A 15,969-nucleotide genomic window follows, 5' to 3' on the forward strand; every position below is an offset into this window, starting at 1 on the left:
GCGCCGTCGTCGTGCCCGGTCCCTTGCGCTATCGCCGCCGCCCGCTCCGGTTTAGTCTGAAGCTTCGCCATCTTGCCGGAAGCGGATCATCGGTGCCGACTGCAGCAACTTCCCCCCTCGCCACGCCGCTTCTCCATTTCCTGCGCGAGACCCATGCCGCGCTGGCGCCGCTGCAGGACGGCGAAGTGCCGAGCTATATCCCCGAGCTCGGCAAGGCGGATCCGGACCAGTTCGGCATCGCCCTCGCCACCACCGACGGCCATGTCTATGAGGCCGGCGACACCGGGGTGCCGTTCACCATCCAATCCATCTCCAAGGCCATCGTCTTCGCCCTCGCCCTCGACACCCTGGGGGCCGAGGCGGTGGAGGCCGCCATCGGCGTCGAGCCGAGCGGCGACGCCTTCAATTCCATTCGTCTGCGGCCGGACAACCGCCCCTTCAATGCCATGGTGAATGCGGGCGCCATCGCCTGTTCCGGCCTGCTGGCCGATGCGCGCGGGGCGGAGGCCTTCGATCTCATCGCCGCCACCCTGGGCCGCTTCGCCGGTCGCACTCTCAGCGTGGACGAGGCCGTTTTCCAGTCGGAGCGCGCCACCGGCGACCGCAACCGCGCCATCGCCTACCTGCTGCACAATTACGGCGGCCTGAAACGCAGCGTCGATGAGGTGCTGGACGTCTATTTCCGGCAATGCTCGCTTCTGGTCACCGCCCGCGATCTCGCCATCATGGGCGCCACTTTCGCCAACCACGGGGTGAACCCGGTCACGGGAGAGACGGTCGCTTCCCCCTATGCGGTGGCGCGCACCCTGGCGGTGATGATCTCGTCCGGCATGTACGACTTCGCCGGGGAATGGATCTATCGGGTCGGCGTGCCGGCCAAGAGCGGGGTGGGCGGCGGCATCCTCGCCGCCCTGCCCTCCCAGCTCGGCCTCGGCACCTTCTCGCCCCGCCTCGATGCCCACGGCAACAGCGTGCGCGGCATCCGCACCTGCGAGCATCTGGCCGAGACCTTCGACCTGCACATGCTCTCCCGCCGCGGCAACGTGCGCGCGGCGGTGCTGGCCGATTACGATTTTCGCATGGTGCCGCCCAAGCCCGGCCGGCAGCCGGACGAGCAGCGCCTGCTGTCGGACCGATCGGGAGCGATCCGGGTGCTGGAGCTGGCTGGCAAGCTTTCCTTCGCCACCATGGATTACGTGACCCGCTGCCTGTCCGAGCCGCGCAGCATCCCCGAATTCCTCATCCTCAACCTCCACCGCGTCACCACCATCACCGATGCCGGCATGGACCTGCTGCTGGGCATGCTGAAGCACCAGCTGCCACCCACCACCACGACGGTTCTGGCGGGAGTGGCCAATGGCGCGCCGGTGGCGCCGAGGGTGTGGGCGCTGAAGGAGGAGGGCGCGCACGTGCGCATCTTCCCCACCTATGAAGGCGCCGTGGAATGGGCCGAGGACCAGATCATCTACCGCAACGGCGGCTTTGCGCCCCTGTCGGTGGATGCCGACCTCGGCAAGCAGGCGCTGCTAGCCGGGCTCACGGCGGAGGACATCGCCGAGCTGTCGCGCCTCGGCACCCGCGCTACCTATGAAGCCGACGTCCAGATCATGGATCTTGGTGATCCGCCCTCGAAGATCTTCTTCCTGCTGCGCGGCATCGTCAGCGCGCGCAGCGCCTCGAACATGCGCATCGATACCCTCATTCCCGGCATGGCCTTCGGCGAGCTGGCGCTCATCGACCAGTCGCGGGCGGTCAACATCTGGAGCGATACGGCAGCCAGCTGCATGGAGCTGAGCATGGATCAGTTCCGGCTGTTCCAGGAGGCGCACCCGCGCGCCTCCGAACGCATCATCCGCAACCTGGCCGGGCTGCTCGCCGGGCGCATCCGCATGGCCACGGCCCGCATCGAGATGCTGTCCGGCTAAGGGCCTCTATTCCACCAGAGCCAGAGCGTGGCGCATGCGCGCCTCGCTCCACGGCCGCGGCGGCTCCGGGCCGATCTCGGCGGGAAACACCTCTGTCCCCTCGCCCGGTTCGAGGGTCACCGTGCCGCCCCCTGCGCTCACGCGGGCCGAGCCCCGCAGCACCAGAACCCCATAAGCGCCATCGATACGCCCGATGAAGAACCGGGTGCCGCGCACAATGACGCTGCCAAAAGGCGCGGTCACCGTCACCTCCGGCTGTGCGCCGCGGACAATCCGCTCGTAGAGCAACGCGCCCTCCACAAGGGTGAACGCACCGCCCTCGCCGGCTTCAAACCGGTCGATCCGCAGCCGCGCATCCGCGCCCAGGCGCAGGCGGGTGGCCGCGCCCAGCAGCAGCACCGCCCGCGCGCCCTTTCCCGTGCGAATGCTGTCGCCGGGAAGAAGTGCCGTACCGGCCGCCGCCGGTGCGCCGGCCGCCGCCCTCTCCAGCAGCACCTCGCCGGTTGCGGCCTCCAGCGTGCCAACACCGGCCTGCCCGGTGGCCACCAGGGTGGCGATGAGATCGGTGGCCGCCCGTGCCGGGCCCGCCGCGAGACCGGCCGCAGTGATGCCCGCCAGCAGAAGCCACCGGCGCGCGATCAGCGGATGCGCGTTCAGCCGATCCGATCCGAGCTGATCCGAGTCGAGCCGATGCGGTGCGCTCGCGCGCTCACCCTGTCGCTGTGTGTCCGACATGACCCCTCGGCAAGACAAGACCCTCACTCAACTCGGCGCGCGCGCGCCACGCAAGACATCCCCCCGCAAGCCTCCGTAGTAACCCGCCACCTTTCGTTGCAGCGCACACATGCTGCACCTCTTTACAAGGTGCCCGCCCCCTCTCAAACTCAGAAGAAAATAAGGAAAGTCCAACGGGAGGCAAACATGACGGACGTCGTCGACAAGACCGCGACCTCAACACCGGCCGCACCACGTATACGTGCCATCTCCTTCGCCGACGTGAAGGCGGCCCTGGAGGACGGCCTGACCGATTTCAACCGGGCCCCGGTCTTCGGTCTGTTCTTCGGCGGCATCTATGCCCTCGGCGGCCTTGTGCTGCTGGCCATCGTTTTCGCCCTGGACCTGAGCTATCTCGCCTATCCGTTGTTCGCCGGGTCGATCCTCATCGGCCCGTTCGTCGCGGCGGGCGTCTATGAGGTGAGCCGCGAGCTGGAAGCCGGCGAGACCCCCACCTGGTCCCGCGTGCTCGGCACCGTGTTCGAGCAGCGCAAGCGGCAGCTGGGCTCCATGGCCTTCGTCTCCATCTTCGCCTTCATCATCTGGATGTACCAGGTGCGGCTGCTGCTGGCGCTGTTTCTGGGCTTCGCCTCGTTCGCCACCCTTGGTGACTTCATCCGGGTGCTGTTCACCACCACCGATGGCCTCACCTTCCTCATGGTGGGCCATGTGGTGGGGGCCGCGCTGGCCCTGGCGGTGTTCTCGATCTCGGTGATCTCCTTCCCCCTGCTGATGGATCGGGATGTGGATGTGGTGACGGCCATCATCACCAGCGTCCAGAGCGTCCTCGCCAGCCCGGGACCGATGATCGCCTGGGGGCTGATCGTGGTGGTGACCCTGGTGATCGCCGCATTGCCCGCCTTCCTGGGGCTGGTGGTGGCCCTGCCGGTGCTGGGCCATGCCACATGGCATCTCTACCGCCGCGCCGTGCTGCCGGCCGACTGAGAGCCGCGCACATGGGCCCCGCACGCGGGGCCCTGATCACGCCCCGCGCTTCGGCGTGGTGGCCGGAGCGTGCGGGGCCTTTCGCCCGCGCTTGCCCCCCCGCTTCACCGGCGTCTTCGACTTGGCGCCGGTGGATGCCCGTGCCGGCTCGTCGCCGACCGCAGGTGGCGCCGGCACGCTGGCAGCCGTCATGCCCGCCTTGACACACACCTTGGCCTTTGCGGCCTTCTTGTCCGTCGCAGCGCCGGTCTCGGCGCGGGCGGCAGAAACGTCGCCACGGGCCGGGGCGGCCTTCGTGCCCCCGGCCTTCACCGTCACTGCGGGCGTCGCCGGCGGGGCAAGTTTCACCCCGGCTTTGGCACCCGACTTGGCCGAGGCCTTCGACGCGACCTTGGCCACGACCTTGACGGCAGACTTGGTGACCCCCGGCTTGACCGTGCTCGTCTTGATCCCGCTGGCGGATGCGAGCGCCCCCCTGCCCCCTATAGCCGTGCCCGCTGCAGCCGCGCCCCCTGCAGCCACGCCCCTTGCAGGCTTGGAACCAGTCACCTTGTTTGCGGCCACCTTGTTTCGCGCCACCTTGGCGCCCGGCGTCTTTCCGCCCACGCCGCTGCCTGTTGCCTTGCTGGTTCCCTTGCCAGGCCCCTTGCCAGACCCCTTGCCTGTCACCTTGACCTTGGCACCGGCGCGGGGTTTCGCCTTGGCAGGCGCACGCACCGGAATGGACGAGAGCTTGCGCCCTGCCCCCGGCTCGGCACCACTGGCCGCGCTCCGGGCCGTTCCCACCTTTGCGCCAGGCACGTTGGCCGCGGCCTGAGCGTTCGCGGCACCGGGGGACAGCTCTGCCACGGCGGCGGCTTTGGCCTTCACACGGGCCTTGCCCTTCGCCGCACCTTTCGCCTTCTCGCCCGGCGGCGGCGCACCCTCGTCTTGCGCGGGCGCGGCGGCCTTCTTGGCGGCCTTCTTCGCCGCCTTGGGCGCCTCCTTGGGCGCCTCCTGCGCGGGTGCCGCCTCGGACACCGGCGCAAGCGGTCCCTTGTCCTTGGCCAGCTTCTTCTTGGCGGATTTCTTCGCCTTGTCCTTGGCCGGCGCCACCGCCGGCCCCTTCAGCACGTCGGCGGCGGGAACCGCGCTCACCTGGGCCACCCGCGACGTCTTGTCCGGCTCGCCCAGAGCTTCCGGCTTGCTGGCGTGCTTGGCGGCCCACCGCGCGGCCATGTGCGCGCCAAATGCCAGGATGAGCAGCTTCAACTCCTCCTCCTGGACCGCGGCGGCCGCACTGTCGATGGAGAACCAGAAGCCCACCCGCTGCGAGCGCTCCGGCCACTTGTGAAGATGGCGCTTCACCTTGAGCGGAAACACCATCACATCGCACAGCACCGAGCGCAGGCCGAGGTTCTTCTCATAGGTATACATGCCGAGTGCTTCGCGCCCGACGATGCCCACCAGGCCGGCTTCCTCATAGGCCTCGCGGGCGGCCGCCTTCGAGGGGGACAGACCCTTCATGGGCCAGCCCTTGGGAATGACCCAACGCCGGGTCTCCCGCGAGGTGATGAGGCGCAGCTGCACCTCCCCGTCGCGCCGCACGCGATAGGGCAACGCCGCATATTGCACCCGCCGCCCCGGGTGCCCGTTGCCTGCAACAGCCATAAAACCACCGGCCTCAGATCCCTCCTCCGGCGTGCGCGGACGCGGACGCCGGAGGAGACCTTCAATACTGCTGCAATAACACAGCCGTCCCTTTAGAAAAGCCCGATGCGGCGCTCACCGCGGTTCCGCGTCATAGACCAGCGTGGCGCGGGCCTGCACTTCCACCTCGCCGGCTTCCACCGGCACCGCCATCCGTGCGGCCTCGGCCTTCATCATCATGGGCGCGCGCAGCATGGGCACGGAGCTGTTGCTTTCCGGCGTCACCGAGACGATTCGCACCAGCTTGAGCCCCGCCGCGGCGGCGACCGCCTCCGCCTGGGCCATGGCGTCCTTGACAGCGGCGGTGCGCGCCTGCTGTTCCAGCTGCGCCCGATCGGACAAGGTGAAGACCAGGCCGGAAGTCTGGTTGGCACCCGCCTGCACCATCTGGTCGAGGAGCTTGCCCAGCTGGTCCAGCTGCGCCACCTTCACCCGCACGCTGTTGGTGACCTCGAAGCCCACCAGCCGGGGCGCCTCGCGGGAATTGGGCTGCGGCATGGCGTATTGCGGCTGCAGCGAGAAATTGGAGGTGGCGAGGTCGCGCGGGGCAACGCCCGCCCCCTTGAGCGCCTCGATCAGCGCTGACACCGCCTTGGAATTGGCCGCCAGCGCATCCGCCGCGGTCTTGCCCTGGGTGACCACGCCGGAACTGACGAGGGCGGAATCGGGTTCCGCCGCCACCCTGGCTTCCCCCACCACCGTGATGGTGGCGGCGACTGCCGCCGGCGCGGACAGGCTGAGCACGGCGAACGCCAGAGCGGCGCGGACGGGAAATGGCATCATGAGCCTCTCGATCAACTGCACCCGCCGCAGCGGCAGGCGCCCCGACACCAGCCGGCGAACGCGGCGCCATTAGGGCGGCGCGGACAATGAATGCGAAGCGCGCCTCGCCGCGGTTTCGTGGGCGGCGACACGTCAGTCGATGACCGCAGCCTCCTCCTGCGCGGCACCCGCCGCCTTGGGCCGGCGCATGAGCAGCAGCAGGAATGCGGTGGGCAGGGTCACCAGCATCATGAACTTGAAATCGTCCACATAGGCGATGACCGAGGCCTGCCGGGTGATCTCTCCGTTCAGCACCGCAAGGGTCGAAGGCGTCACCGTGTTCCAATATTGGTAGGCGCCGCCCGACTGGATCATGTGGTTGAACGGCGTGATGAAGCTCGCCAGTTCCGCATGCATGATCTGGGTGTTCTGCGATAGCAGGAACGAGGTCACGGAAATGCCGATGGCCGAGCCGATGTTGCGCGACAGGCTGAACAGGGCCGTGCCCTCCGCCCGCATCTCCGGCGCCAGGGTGGCGAAGGTGAGCACCGACAGCGGCGTGAACACCAGGCCGAGCCCCGCCCCCTGCACCAGGCTGTTGGTGATGAGCTCGAACCGCGTCACCGCCGGGGTCCAGCCGGTCATGGCATTGAGCGACCAGGCGATGGCCATCAGCCCCACGAACATGATGATGCGTGGATCCATCCGGGAGATGAGACGGCCCGCCACCAGCATGGCCAGCATGGTGCCGAACCCGCGCGGCGCCATCAGCAGGCCCGCGGTCGCCACCGGATAGCCGCCAAGCCGCTGCAGATAGGGTGCCAGCAGCGCCGAGGTGGCCAGCAGCACCGAGCCCACCGCGAACATCACCACGAGGCCCGACACCAGATTGCGATCGCGGAAGATGGCCGGCGTGATGAACGGCTTGCGCGCCGTGAGCATGTGCACCACGAACAGGTAGAAACCGAGCCCCGCCAGCACCGTCTCGGTCAGGATCTCGGTGGAGGAAAACCAATCCTTCTGCTCGCCGCGATCCAGCATCATCTGCAGCGCGCCGATGCCGAGACTGAGCGCGGCAAAGCCGATCCAGTCGAACTTCAGGGTGGAGTCCTTCTTGCTGTCGGACAGCAGGAACAGGAGACCCAAAGTGGCGACCACACCGAACGGCAGGTTCACGAAGAACACCCAGCGCCAGTCATAGGCATCCGTCAGCCAACCGCCGAGGGTGGGGCCGAGGATGGGCCCCAGCATCACGCCCATGCCCCACACCGCCATGGCCTGGCCGCGCTGCTCGGCGGGATAGAGATCCAGCATGGTGGCTTGCGACAGCGGCACCAGGGCGGCCCCGAACACCCCCTGCAGCAGCCGGAACGCGACCATCTGCGTCAGGGATTGCGCAACGCCGCACAGCATGGACGCCACGGTGAAGCCCACCAGGCTCACCACGAACACCGACTTGCGGCCGAACCGGGCGGTCAGCCAGCCCACTGGCGCCGTCATGATGGCGGCCGCGACGATATAGGAGGTAAGCACCCAGGTGATCTGGTCCGACGTGGCGGACAGCGAGCCCTGCATATAGGGCAGCGCCACGTTGGCGATGGTGGAATCGAGCGCCTGCATCAGCGTCGCCAGCATGGCGCACACCGTCACCAGCATCCGGTTCAAGGTGAGGTTGCTCTCGCTGGCCGGTGCGGAGCCGGAAAGCGCACCGATGTGCGGTTGTGACATGGCTCAAGCCTTAGCAAGGCGCACGGCGTCCGATTCAGCCGTGTGGAAACCCGAGAAAAAGCAGGTGGGCGCGGACTTGGAGGTCGGGGCGCCCGCGCCCACCTGGCAGGGTCCATTCCCGCCCGCGCGGGGCCGGAATGGAGGGGACGTCAGAACAGCTCGGCGAGCTTGCGGGCGTGGCCCGTATCGATGTCGACCACAACGCTCATGCCGGCGCGCAGGCGCGGGTCACCGGGCTTGCGCTCGACCTTGATGCGCACGGGAATCCGCTGCACCACCTTGACCCAGTTTCCCGAGGCGTTCTGGGCCGGGAGAATGGAGAATTCCGAGCCGGAGGCGGGCGAAATGCTGTCCACCACTCCGTGCCACACCGCGCCGGGATAGGCGTCCACCGTCACGTTCACCGGATCACCGGCCTTCACATGGGTGAGGTCCGTTTCCTTGATGTTGGCGTCGATCCACACGTCATCGGTGGAGACGAGCCCCACGGCGCCCTGGTTGGTGAGGGCGGCGGTCTGGGCCACCAGATAGAGACCGGGCTGCAGCGTATCCACCGCGGTGGCGATGCCGGAGAAGGGCGCGCGCACGGTGGTGTGGTCCAGCTGGCGCTGCGCCTCGTCCACCACAGCCTTGGCCTGCAGATATTGCGGATGCTGCTCCACCACCACCTCGGCATTGCCGCCGAGCTTGGCGAGCTGCACCTCGGCCTGATGGCGCAGGCCATCGAGCTTGCGCTCGTCGGCGGCCAGGGCGAAGCGCCCCTGATCGAAGGTGGCCTTGGAGATGGCCGTGTTGGCCTTCACCAGCACGTCATAACGGTCGAACGTCGCCTGGTCATTGGCGACGATATTCTCCTGGGCGGCGATGTCGCTCAGCATCCGCTGGTAGTCCGCCTTCATGGCGCGGATGCCGAGGGCGATCTCTTCCAGGTTGGCCTTGGCATTGTCGAGGGCAATCTGGAACGCCCGCGGATCGACGCGGAACAGCACCTCGCCCTTTGTCACCGCCTGCCCCTCGTGCACGTCCACCTCAGTCACGAGACCGGAAACGTCGGTGGAGACCATGAGCTTGGCGGCCCGCACGTAAGCGTCATCCGTAGAGACGTAGCGGCCGCCGGTGAACCAGGCGACGCCAGCGCCCAGCACCACCACGAGAACGCCGCCGGCCATCAGCGGCACCCGCAGGCTACGCCGCCGGGGCGATGGCAGCTGCGGGGCATCGGCCACCGCCGCATGAACCACGTTCGTGTCATCCATGGGCGCGGAAGGGGCCGCGCCCGGTTCGGCTTTCGCACGGTCAAGCATCGGAAGGGTCTTTCTGGGTTTCCGCGGCGGCCTTCGCCACACAGGTGCGAGCCTCGCTGCACAGATTGGCCTTCATCAACCGCAGGGTATCTTCCACCTGTGCCAACGCCTCCGGCGCCACCCGATCGCCCACCAGCACGCCCCACATCTCCCGCCGCGCCGCGTCGATCTCGTCGAGCAGCGGCAGGGCGGCGTCCGTCAGGTGCAGCCGCCACACCCGCCGGTCATCGGGGTCGGGGCGGCGCTGCACGTGGCCACTGGCCTCCAGACGGTCCACCAGGCGCGCCACGGTCATGGGTTCCACTTCCAGCAGAACCGCGAGCTCCTTCTGGGTCAGTCCCGGAGACCGCTGCAGGCGGATCAGGATGACCCACTGAGCCCGCGTCATGTCGTGCTGACGCGCATATTGATCGAAGCGCACCCGCATCAGGTGCGCCACTTCGTGGACCAGGGTGAGGATGTCGCTGTGCGGCGCCTCGGCGGGGTCCGATGTCGGGGATTGGGATGCGGCGGGTTCCGGCCTGCTCATGCTGGCAACTCTTTGCGCGGGCCTTGCGGCTCCGCTGTCGTGGCGCTTTGATAACGTGCGTTATCATTATGCGCAATACCATAAGTGAGCCGATCAGTTACAAGTGCGTGAGCCCGCCGGGCGCCGCGGTGTCTCCCGTCCGCAGTGTTCCGGGGTTTCGCCCCGCCGGTGATGGTGCTTGACTGCGCCCGTGGGGAGCCGGCGCAAAGGGAGCGTGGCACGTGTCGGGATTTCGGATGATCTGGCGAGGCCTCGCCCTCGACCTGGAATGGGGCCAGGTGGCCACCGAAACGCAAGATACCCTGCGCATCCAGCATGCCGATGGGGGCATCTGGGTCATCCGCGACATTCCAGAGCATGGCCTGCGCGTGTCCTATCACGCGCCCGCGCCCGATCCCCTGCTCGACATGCCGCCCGGTGGCGCGCCGGCGCCCTGGCTGCCGCCGTCACGCGGTGGAGCCGACGACGCCGGGTGCTGAGACCCGGCGCGGGATTCCAGATGCGTGTTCCAGACGCGCGCCGCGCGGGGCGGCGCGCGCTATTGCTCATCCCACCATGCTCAGTCCGCCGGACACCGACAGCACCTGGCCGGTGATATAGCCGGCCGCATCCGAGGCGAAGAAGGTGATCGCGCCCGGCAGATCCTCGGGCTCACCGATGCGGCCGAGCGGGATGGAGCGGCGGAACGCCTCCGCCAGCTTGTCTGCATTGCCTGCGCCCTTCTTATAGTCCTCGAACAAAGCGGTCTGCGTCGGCCCCGGGCACACCACGTTGAAGGTGATGCCATCACGGGCGTGCTCGCGGGCCAGGGTCTTGGAGAGCGCCACCAGGCCGGCCTTGCAGGCGGCATAGACCGCCTCGCCGCTGGAGCCGACGCGCGCCGCATCCGACGCGATGTTCACCACGCGGCCGGCCTTGCGGGCCACCATCAGCGGCAACACCACATGGTGCATGTGAAGCGCCCCCACCAGGTTGATGGCGATCAGCCGCTGCCAATCTTCGAGGGAGGTCTGCAGGAAGGGCTTGAATACATCCCAGCCGGCGTTATTGACGAGCACCGCGATGGGACCGAGGTCCGTTTCGACGGCGGCCATGGCCCGCTGGACGCTGGCGCGGTCGGTGATGTCGCACCCATAGACACGCGCAATGCCACCGGCCGCGGTGATCTCCTGCGCCACGCGGGCGGCGGCCTCCGGGTCGCGATCGCACACCGCGACGCGCCCGCCCTGGGCCGCGAAGCGACGCGCGGTGGCGCCGCCGATGCCGCCGCCCCCGCCGGTGATGACGATGGTCTTGTCGGTAAAGTCGTTCACGTCGATCCTCACATGTCTTGAATGTTACTGGGACGGCAGACGCAGCGGACGGCGGGACCCGGCGGTGCCCCCTGGAGCGGCACCCTTGATTATATCAATATATTGATATAATTAGACAGCATGACTGCACCATTCATCCAGGAGCCCTGAACACCATGTCCCCGCCCGCCATTCCGCCCGGCGAGATTCCGCACCACCAGCAGTCCTACGAGGCCGAGCGGTTCGAGGTGGCCAACCGGCTCTTCTTCCGGCTCTATCAGTGCTCCAACCTGCTGCATAAGAACGGCACCCGGTACATGGGTGATTTCGGGGCGACCACCCAGCAGTGGGCGGTGCTGGGCGCGCTGGCCCGCCCCCTCGTCCGCATCAAGGGCATGAGCGTGAAGGAGCTCATCGAGTTCCTGCTGCTCAGCCGGCAGAACCTCACCGCAGTGCTGGATCGCCTGGAGGCGCGCTCCTGGGTCGAGCGCATCAAGGATCCGGAGGACGGCCGCAGCCGCCTGATCCGCCTGACCGACGATGGCAACGATGCCTGGCTGGCCATGCGCGGTCCCATCGAGACCTTCTATGGCCGGGCCCTGGCGCCGCTGACCGAGAACGAGCAGGTGCAGCTGGTTCATCTGCTCGATCGCCTGAAAGGCGGCCTCAACGCGGTGTGAGACTTGAAGGGGCCGGGCAGCACTCTCGTGTGCCGCCCGGCTGGCCGGGGCCGCCGGATCAGCCTTTCGGCTTCACCACGTGACGGCGGAAATCGGGCTTGCGCTTCTCGCGGAAGGCAACGCCGCCTTCCTTGGATTCATCGGTGTCGTAATAGAGGCTGAGCGCCGCCATCCCCAGGGAGGAGATGCCGCGGATGCTCTCCGTATCCGCATTGAACGAGCGCTTGGCGAGGGCGATGGCGGTGGGGCTGCGCTCCAGCAGTTCGGCGCACCAGCGGTCCACCTCCGCATCAAGTTCCTCATGGGGCACCACCGCGTTGACCAGCCCCATGGCGAGGGCCTCCTGGGCGGTGTAGCGCTTGTTCAGATACCAGATCTCCCGCGCCTTTTTCTCTCCCACCACGCGGGCGAGATAAGCGGTGCCGAAGCCCGGATCCACCGAACCCACCTTCGGCCCCACCTGCCCCAGCTGGGCCTTTTCGGACGCGATGGTGAGATCGCAGATGGTGGCGAGCACATTGCCGCCGCCGATGGCGAAGCCGTTCACCCGGGCGATGACGGGCTTGGGCACATCGCGGATCAGGCTCTGCAGTTCGTCGATGGGCAGGCCGATGGTGCCGCGCCCGTCATACTGGCCATCATGGGCGCTCTGGTCGCCCCCGGTGCAGAAGGCCTTGTCCCCGGCGCCGGTGAGGACGATCACGCTGATGGACCGATCCCAGCCGGCGGTCTGGAAGGCGTGGATGAGCTCTTCCACGGTCTGGCCGCGAAAGGCATTGTACTTGTCCGGGCGGTTGATGGTGATGCGGGCGACGCCTTCCGGGCGCACCTCGTACAGAATATCCTCGTAGCTCACGACGTCTCTCCCATAAATCATGGATCGCTTTGACTCTGCGTTTTTCGGCTTCACGCCGACATGGCGTTTCGTGCCATCTCGCGCAGCCGGAATTTCTGGATTTTTCCCGATGGCGTCTGAGGCAGAACATCCACCACCTCCAGCCGCTCGGGGATATATTGCATGGCCATCTTCTGCGCCTTCAGATAGTCCACCATCTCCTCGAAGCTGAGGTTCTGCCCCGCCCGCGGGATCACGAAGGCGCAGGCCCGTTCCCCCAGCCGCGCATCGGGATAGCCGACGATGGCCACCGCCGAGACCGCCGGATGCTTGAACAGGAGGTTCTCCACCTCCACCACCGGGATATTCTCGCCGCCGCGAATGATGATGTCCTTGGAGCGGCCGGCGATGCGGATGTAGCCATCGGCATCCATGCGGGCGATGTCGCCGGTGTCGAACCAGCCGTCCCGATCCACCTGGGCAAGGCCCGGGCGCTTCAGATAGCCAATAAAATTGGAGCAGCCGCGCACCTGCAGCATGCCCTCTTCGCCGGCGGGCACCGGCTGCCCCGACAGGTCCACCACCCGCACGTCCATGCCGGGCAGAGGGCAGCCATCGGTTCCCGTCACCTTCTCCTCGGGATCCTCGATGCGGGCGGTGGTGACCGCGCCATTCTCCGACATGCCCCAAGCCGAGATGATGGCGGCGCCGAGGGCTTCGCGCGCCTTGGCGACCAGCGGCCGCGGGATCGGCGCGCCGGCCGAGACGAACACCTTGAGGGAGGGCGTGCGGGTGCCGGTGGCGAGGCAATAATCGGCCAGATCATTCAGGAACGGCGTCGCCCCCATGGTGAAGGTGGCGCCCTCGCCGGTGATCTGCCGGGCCATGGTCTCGGCGACGAAAATATCCTGCAGCACCGCCGTCGCGCCCAGCATCAGCGGCAGCACCAGGCCATACATGAAGCCCAATTGGTGGGCCATGGGCGAGGGCATGTGCACCACGTCGGCGGCGCCCAGGTGCAGCCGCTCGGCGAACGGCACGAGATTGGAGAGCATGGTATTGGAGGTGTGGGTGACCCCCTTGGGCTCGCCGGTGGTGCCGGAAGTGTAGAGCAGCTCGATGACCGCATCGGGCACGAGCCGGTTCGCCGCCAGCGCGACCCGTTCGGCCGGGGTGATGTCCGCCACCAGCAGGGCATCGAAGGCCTCGGCCCCGGCGCCATCCACCACCGCCACATGGGCGAGTCGTGGCAGGCTGGGCCGCACCGCCGCCGCCAGCGCCGCGTGGTCCACATTGCGGAACTTCGCCGGCACCACGAACACCTTGGTCTCGGCGAGCCCCAGCATGAAGCTGAGCTCCCGCTCGCGGAAGATCACCATCAGCGGGTTGGAGATGGCGCCGAGCTTCAGGCAGGCGAGGTGGAGCGCGGTGAACTGCCACCAGTTGGGCAGCTGGAACGACACCACGTCGCCCTCCCCCACCCCGTGGCGCATGAGGCCCACCGCCAGCCGATCGGACAGCGCATCGAGCTCCGCATAAGTGAGGCGCGTGCTGCCGCCGGCCTCGGTGCGGGTGGCCACCAGCGCCAGCTTGTCGGGGGTGGCGGCACGATGGCGGCGGAAATGGTCGAGCAGGGTCTCGTCCCGCCACCAGCCTGCCACGGTCATGGCGGCTCGGCGGGTCGCCGGCAGCAGATCGAAACTCATGGGGTCGCCCTCTTCGAGCTGTTCAGCATGGGGTGGTTTCCTCCGGTGCGGCTTGGTGCCGTCTTCCGCTCAGGCCGCGACCGCCTTCAGGGCCTCGCGGGCGATGATCATCTTCATGATCTGCGCGGTGCCATCGCCGATCTGCAGGCCCAGCACGTCGCGCAGGCGCTGCTCGAACGGCAGCTCGGTGGAATAGCCAGCGTGGCCGTGCAGCAGCAGGCAGGTCTGCACCACCTCGAAGGCGAGCTTGGGGGCCCACCATTTGCACATGGCGGCCTCCTTGGTGTGGGGCACGCCGGCATCCTTGGCGGCCAGCGTGCGGTAGCACAGGCCCCGCGCCGCCTCGACCATGGTCTCCGCCTCGGCCAGCGGAAAGGTGACGCCCTGGTTGTCCGCCAGCGGCCTGCCGAAGGTCTTGCGCTCCTTCACATAGGCCCAGGTCTCAGCCAACGAGACCCGCGCCACCGCAAGGCACTGCAGGCCAATGAGGGCGCGCGAGAAATCAAAGCCCTGCATCACCTGCACGAAGCCCGAGCCTTCCGCTCCCAGGCGATGGCTGGCCGGCACCCGCACGCGGTCGAAGAAGATGGAGCCGCGGCCGATGGCCTGTTCGCCCAGATCGTTGAACCGGGTGCGACTGATGCCGGGCGCGCCCATGTTCACCAGGAAGGCCGAGACCCCATGGGCCCGCTCCGCCGGCGTTCCGGTGCGGGCGAACACCACCGCCCACTGCGCCTGGTCCGCCATGGAAATGGAGGTCTTCTCGCCATCCAGCACGTAGGCGTCGTCATCGCGGGTCGCCTTGAGCGCCAGAGCGGCAGCGTCGGACCCACCTTGCGGCTCGGTGAGCGCCAGGGCGATCAGCGCCTCGCCGGCCACCACCTGTGGCAGCACTTCGGCGGCGATCTCCGGCGCCGCGTGGCGGGCGACGATGGCGCCGCAGAGCGAGGACAGGAGCTGGATATAGCCGACGTTGAAATCCCCCTCGGCGATGGCTTCCAGCACCACGCCGGCGGTGACGTGATCGGCGCCGAGGCCGCCGAATTCGGCGGGGAACTCCACCCCGATCAGGCCCAGCGCCCCCATCTGCCGGCGCAGCTCCAGCGGCACTTCACCGGCCTTCTCCCGGGCCCGGTAGCCTGGCGCGAGCACCTCGGCGGCGAACCGCCGGGTGGTGTCGCGAAAGCCGACCTGATCGGCCGAAAGCCCCCACCCTTCCGCCTGCGGCATTGCCTGAAACGCCATGACCTCCCTGCCTCCTCCACCTGCGGCGCGCCACCGGAGACACCCCCGCGTCACGCCAATTTATAGCAATCTATTGCTATAAATTGGACGCTATCGCCAGCGCCCATAAATGTCAATACATTGCTATATAAATGCACTGGAGGCCACACCAAAATACCGCGCGACAAAGGCTGCGGCGGACCCAAGCGTGCACCGACACCGCAGCCGGCGGCGCTTGCTCCGGTCGTGGAAATAGGATACCCCCCTATCCCATGGCACATACCCGCGACCCCAAGGACAATGCCGCCCTGCTGATGCGCGTGAAGCGGATCTCCGGGCAGATGGAGGCCATCGCGCGGGCGCTCTCATCGGGCGCCGAATGCGCCGATGTGCTGCACCAGGTGGCCGGGGTGCGCGGCGCGGTGAACGGCCTCATGGACGAGATTTTCGAGGCTCACCTGCGCGAGCACGTGGCCCGCCCCGGCCTTTCCGACACCGAGCGGGCCCAGGGCGCGGACGAGCTGGCGGCGGTGATGCGGCGCTACGCCAAGTGAGGAGCCCAAGCCGGGGCACACC

Annotated in this window: 15 protein-coding genes; 5 read left to right on the forward strand and 10 right to left on the reverse strand. The window is 67.9% G+C overall.

The window, feature by feature from the left end:
* Positions 1-92 precede the first annotated feature (92 nt).
* A complete protein-coding gene (gene glsA / locus MEU52_RS13535) occupies positions 93-1,925 on the forward strand; it encodes a glutaminase A (protein WP_238122807.1) in 1,833 nt (610 codons plus the stop codon).
* A 6-nt stretch (positions 1,926-1,931) separates the two neighbouring features.
* Here glsA and MEU52_RS13540 read toward each other — a convergent pair whose 3' ends face one another.
* A complete protein-coding gene (locus tag MEU52_RS13540; RefSeq protein WP_238122808.1) occupies positions 1,932-2,660 on the reverse strand; it encodes a FecR family protein in 729 nt (242 codons plus the stop codon).
* Between the two features lie 186 nt (positions 2,661-2,846).
* On the opposite strand from MEU52_RS13540, the gene MEU52_RS13545 reads away from it, so the two are divergent.
* Positions 2,847-3,644 carry a DUF2189 domain-containing protein gene (locus MEU52_RS13545; protein ID WP_238122809.1) on the forward strand — a complete coding sequence of 266 codons (798 nt, stop codon included), beginning with the start codon at positions 2,847-2,849 and terminating at the stop codon, positions 3,642-3,644.
* 36 nt (positions 3,645-3,680) lie between these two features.
* Here the strand turns inward: MEU52_RS13545 and MEU52_RS22005 are convergent, their stop codons facing one another.
* From MEU52_RS22005 to MEU52_RS13570, 5 genes are all read right to left on the reverse strand, one after another.
* Positions 3,681-5,294, reverse strand: a complete 1,614-nt coding sequence (locus tag MEU52_RS22005) for an NUDIX hydrolase (protein WP_443266996.1) — start codon at positions 5,292-5,294, stop codon at positions 3,681-3,683.
* Between the two features lie 114 nt (positions 5,295-5,408).
* A complete protein-coding gene (locus tag MEU52_RS13555) occupies positions 5,409-6,116 on the reverse strand; it encodes an SIMPL domain-containing protein (RefSeq protein ID WP_238122810.1) in 708 nt (235 codons plus the stop codon).
* 132 nt (positions 6,117-6,248) lie between these two features.
* Positions 6,249-7,751: a DHA2 family efflux MFS transporter permease subunit gene (locus MEU52_RS13560; protein ID WP_238122852.1), complete on the reverse strand. Its 1,503-nt coding sequence runs from the start codon at positions 7,749-7,751 to the stop codon at positions 6,249-6,251.
* Positions 7,752-7,972: 221 nt separating this feature from the next.
* Positions 7,973-9,127, reverse strand: coding sequence for an HlyD family secretion protein (locus MEU52_RS13565; RefSeq protein ID WP_238125017.1), 1,155 nt, complete (start codon positions 9,125-9,127; stop codon positions 7,973-7,975).
* Entirely contained in the window at positions 9,120-9,656 is a 537-nt protein-coding gene (locus MEU52_RS13570) for a MarR family winged helix-turn-helix transcriptional regulator (RefSeq protein ID WP_238122812.1), read from the reverse strand. Before MEU52_RS13570 ends, MEU52_RS13565 begins: the two co-directional genes overlap by 8 nt.
* A 236-nt stretch (positions 9,657-9,892) precedes the next feature.
* Here MEU52_RS13570 and MEU52_RS13575 point away from each other — a divergent pair, with 236 nt between their 5' ends.
* Entirely contained in the window at positions 9,893-10,135 is a 243-nt protein-coding gene (locus MEU52_RS13575; RefSeq protein WP_238122813.1) for a hypothetical protein, read from the forward strand.
* Positions 10,136-10,201: 66 nt separating this feature from the next.
* On the opposite strand, the gene MEU52_RS13580 is transcribed toward MEU52_RS13575, so the two are convergent.
* Entirely contained in the window at positions 10,202-10,969 is a 768-nt protein-coding gene (locus MEU52_RS13580; protein ID WP_238122814.1) for a glucose 1-dehydrogenase, read from the reverse strand.
* 155 nt (positions 10,970-11,124) lie between these two features.
* Between MEU52_RS13580 and MEU52_RS13585 the strand changes: the two genes are divergently transcribed.
* On the forward strand, positions 11,125-11,628 hold the full coding sequence (locus MEU52_RS13585) for a MarR family winged helix-turn-helix transcriptional regulator (protein ID WP_238122815.1): 504 nt from the start codon (positions 11,125-11,127) through the stop codon (positions 11,626-11,628).
* Between the two features lie 58 nt (positions 11,629-11,686).
* Here MEU52_RS13585 and badI read toward each other — a convergent pair whose 3' ends face one another.
* From badI to aliB, 3 genes are all read right to left on the reverse strand, one after another.
* Complete coding sequence (badI, locus tag MEU52_RS13590; protein WP_238122816.1) at positions 11,687-12,484, reverse strand: 2-ketocyclohexanecarboxyl-CoA hydrolase; 798 nt, start codon at positions 12,482-12,484, stop codon at positions 11,687-11,689.
* A gap of 50 nt (positions 12,485-12,534) precedes the next feature.
* Positions 12,535-14,169, reverse strand: a complete 1,635-nt coding sequence (locus MEU52_RS13595) for a cyclohexanecarboxylate-CoA ligase (protein ID WP_238122817.1) — start codon at positions 14,167-14,169, stop codon at positions 12,535-12,537.
* A 69-nt stretch (positions 14,170-14,238) separates the two neighbouring features.
* Positions 14,239-15,414, reverse strand: a complete 1,176-nt coding sequence (gene aliB / locus MEU52_RS13600; RefSeq protein ID WP_238122818.1) for a cyclohexanecarboxyl-CoA dehydrogenase — start codon at positions 15,412-15,414, stop codon at positions 14,239-14,241.
* A 251-nt stretch (positions 15,415-15,665) separates the two neighbouring features.
* Here aliB and MEU52_RS13605 point away from each other — a divergent pair, with 251 nt between their 5' ends.
* On the forward strand, positions 15,666-15,947 hold the full coding sequence (locus MEU52_RS13605) for a metal/formaldehyde-sensitive transcriptional repressor (RefSeq protein ID WP_238122819.1): 282 nt from the start codon (positions 15,666-15,668) through the stop codon (positions 15,945-15,947).
* Positions 15,948-15,969: the final 22 nt, after the last annotated feature.

The organism is Xanthobacter sp. NM-25, from assembly GCF_022138605.1.
Lineage (GTDB): Bacteria > Pseudomonadota > Alphaproteobacteria > Rhizobiales > Xanthobacteraceae > Xanthobacter.

Coding starts and splice junctions, on each gene's coding strand:
- MEU52_RS22005 (WP_443266996.1), bottom strand. CDS start 5,294: ATGGCTGTTGCAGGCAACGGGCACCCGGGGCGGCGGGTGCAATATGCG.
- MEU52_RS13585 (WP_238122815.1), top strand. CDS start 11,125: ATGTCCCCGCCCGCCATTCCGCCCGGCGAGATTCCGCACCACCAGCAG.
- MEU52_RS13565 (WP_238125017.1), bottom strand. CDS start 9,127: ATGCTTGACCGTGCGAAAGCCGAACCGGGCGCGGCCCCTTCCGCGCCC.
- MEU52_RS13605 (WP_238122819.1), top strand. CDS start 15,666: ATGGCACATACCCGCGACCCCAAGGACAATGCCGCCCTGCTGATGCGC.
- aliB (WP_238122818.1), bottom strand. CDS start 15,414: ATGGCGTTTCAGGCAATGCCGCAGGCGGAAGGGTGGGGGCTTTCGGCC.
- MEU52_RS13570 (WP_238122812.1), bottom strand. CDS start 9,656: ATGAGCAGGCCGGAACCCGCCGCATCCCAATCCCCGACATCGGACCCC.
- MEU52_RS13575 (WP_238122813.1), top strand. CDS start 9,893: ATGATCTGGCGAGGCCTCGCCCTCGACCTGGAATGGGGCCAGGTGGCC.
- MEU52_RS13540 (WP_238122808.1), bottom strand. CDS start 2,660: ATGTCGGACACACAGCGACAGGGTGAGCGCGCGAGCGCACCGCATCGG.
- MEU52_RS13560 (WP_238122852.1), bottom strand. CDS start 7,751: ATGCTGGTGACGGTGTGCGCCATGCTGGCGACGCTGATGCAGGCGCTC.
- MEU52_RS13545 (WP_238122809.1), top strand. CDS start 2,847: ATGACGGACGTCGTCGACAAGACCGCGACCTCAACACCGGCCGCACCA.
- MEU52_RS13595 (WP_238122817.1), bottom strand. CDS start 14,169: ATGAGTTTCGATCTGCTGCCGGCGACCCGCCGAGCCGCCATGACCGTG.
- MEU52_RS13555 (WP_238122810.1), bottom strand. CDS start 6,116: ATGATGCCATTTCCCGTCCGCGCCGCTCTGGCGTTCGCCGTGCTCAGC.